Raw genomic sequence first — 2254 nt, forward strand, 5'->3', positions numbered from 1 at the left:
AGAATGTGTATAAGAGACAGATCAGGTGCAACGGCAGGCCGGCCTTGGGTACCAGGTCATTCTCGATGCCGCGCGGCGTCCCCAGCCAGTGCACGGCATAGCCGCGCGCCTGGAACTCCCGCGCACAGGCGAGCGCCGGGAACACGTGTCCGCCGGTGCCACCCGCCATGATCAGGACATTACCTTTCATCGGCAAAGTCCTCTTCGTTGAACTCATATTCCTCGCTACCCAGGTGGGTTCGCCGTTCCCATTCGATGCGCAGCAACATCCCCAGACAGGCACAGCAGATCACCAGCGAACTGCCGCCGTAGCTGAGGAACGGCAGGGTCAGGCCCTTGGTCGGCAGCAGGCCGACGTTCACCCCGATGTTGATCAGGAACTGGCCGATCCAGAGGAAGGCCAGGCCGTAGGCCACGTAGGCGGAGAAGAACTGCTTGGCCTGCTCGGCCCAGATGCCGATGTACAGCGCGCGCAGGCTGACGAACACGAACAGGGCGACGGTCGCCAGGGCGCCGACGATGCCCAGCTCCTCTGCAAGCACGGCGAAGACGAAGTCGGTGTGCGCCTCCGGCAGGTAGAACTGCTTCTGGATGCTATTGCCCAGTCCCATGCCCAACCAGCCGCCGCGGCCGAAGGCGATCAGCGCCTGGCTCAACTGATAGCCGGCGCCGAACTGGTCGGCCCAGGGGTCGGTGAAGTTGGTCAGACGCGCCATCCGGTAGGGCTGGGTCTGGATCAGCAGGACCACCGCGCCGACCGCCAGCAGCACCATCAGGCCGAAGCGGAACAGCCCCACCCCGCCGAGGAACAGCATGGCCGCGGCAGCGCCCATCATTACCACGGTGGCGCCGAAGTCCGGCTCGCGCAGCAGCAGGCCGGCCATCGGCAGCAACACCACGAAGGGCTTGAAGAAGCCCATCCAGCTTTCCCGGACCTCCTGCTGGCGGCGGATCAGGTAGCCGGCCATGAAGATCACCACGCAGACCTTGGCGATCTCCGAAGGCTGGATGTTGAACAGGCCGAAGCCGATCCAGCGCATCGAGCCGTTCACCTCGCGGCCGATACCGGGGGTGATCACCAGCACCAGCAGGCCGAAGGCGACCAGCAACAGCTTCCAGCCCCAACGCTGCCAGGTGGCCATCGGGACCATCATAGTCAGGCCGCAGGAAATCAGGCCGATCACCAGGTAGATCAGGTGACGGACGGAGAAGTACAGCGGGTTGCCCGACTGCGCCGCCGCCACCTCGGAAGAGGCGGAAGTCACCATCACCAGGCCGAGGCCGAGCAGCGCCAGGCAACCCGCCAGCAGCGGGAAGTCCAGGTCGATGCCGTGCCGGCTCAACAGCGGCGACGGGAAGGGGCGCAACACCGACAGCATCACGCTAGCTCCTCTACGGCTTTGGCGAACAGGCGTCCGCGTTCTTCGAAGTTCTTGAACATGTCCAGGCTCGCGCAGGCCGGCGACAACAGCACCGCATCGCCTTCGCGGGCCAGCTCGGCGGCCTGCCGGACTGCTTCGTCCAGCGTTGCGACGCGCACCAGCGGTACCGCGTTGCCCAGTGCCTGGGCAATCAGCCCGGCGTCACGGCCAAGCAGTACCACCGCCCGGCAGAAGCGCGCGACCGGCTCGCGCAGGTCATGGAAATCGGCGCCCTTGCCGTCTCCGCCGGCGAGCAGCACCAGCTTGCCGTCGATGTCGGCACCCAGCCCCTCGATCGCCGCCAGGGCGGCGCCGACGTTGGTGGCCTTGGAATCGTCGTAGTAGCTCACGCCCTGCCGCTCGCGTACCCACTGGCAGCGATGAGCCAGGCCGGAAAACGCCTTCAGCGCGCCGAGCATGGCGTCGAACGGCAGGCCGACCGCATGGCCCAGCGCCAGCGCGGCGAGCGCGTTGGAATAGTTGTGGGCGCCACGGATCTTCAGTTCGCCGACCGGCAGCAGCTTGTCGAACTGGAACGCCAGCCACTTCTGGCCGTCTTCCTCGATCAGGCCGAAAGCCTTGAAGTCCGGCTTGTTCAGGCCGAACGACCAGCACGGCACGGTATCGGCGATCAGCGGTCGGGTCAGGGCATCGGCGCGATTCACCACGACCTGGCGGGCACCGCGGAAGATCCGGTGCTTGGCCAGGTGGTAGTCAGCCATGCCGTCGTAGCGATCCATATGGTCTTCGCTGACGTTCAGCACGGTCGCCACCTCGGCGTTGAGGCGATCGCAGGTTTCCAGCTGGAAGCTCGACAGCTCCAGCACGTACAG

3 protein-coding genes are annotated in these 2254 nt (G+C 65.9%); all 3 read right to left on the minus strand.

Going from position 1 to position 2254, the window contains the following annotated elements; genetic code table 11:
• On the minus strand, positions 1-190 hold a 190-nt coding region (locus FFS27_RS31840), incomplete at its 3' end, for a glycosyltransferase (protein ID WP_171019276.1).
• Entirely contained in the window at positions 180-1379 is a 1200-nt protein-coding gene (gene ftsW, locus FFS27_RS31845; RefSeq protein ID WP_003094125.1) for a putative lipid II flippase FtsW, read from the minus strand. The genes FFS27_RS31840 and ftsW, both read right to left, overlap by 11 nt.
• Positions 1379-2254 (minus strand): UDP-N-acetylmuramoyl-L-alanine--D-glutamate ligase (murD, locus tag FFS27_RS31850; protein WP_132540459.1); only part of this gene is annotated, 876 nt, incomplete at its 5' end. The genes murD and ftsW, both read right to left, overlap by 1 nt.

This window comes from Pseudomonas sp. 2VD, assembly GCF_005503585.1.
Taxonomy (GTDB): Bacteria; Pseudomonadota; Gammaproteobacteria; order Pseudomonadales; family Pseudomonadaceae; genus Pseudomonas; species Pseudomonas aeruginosa.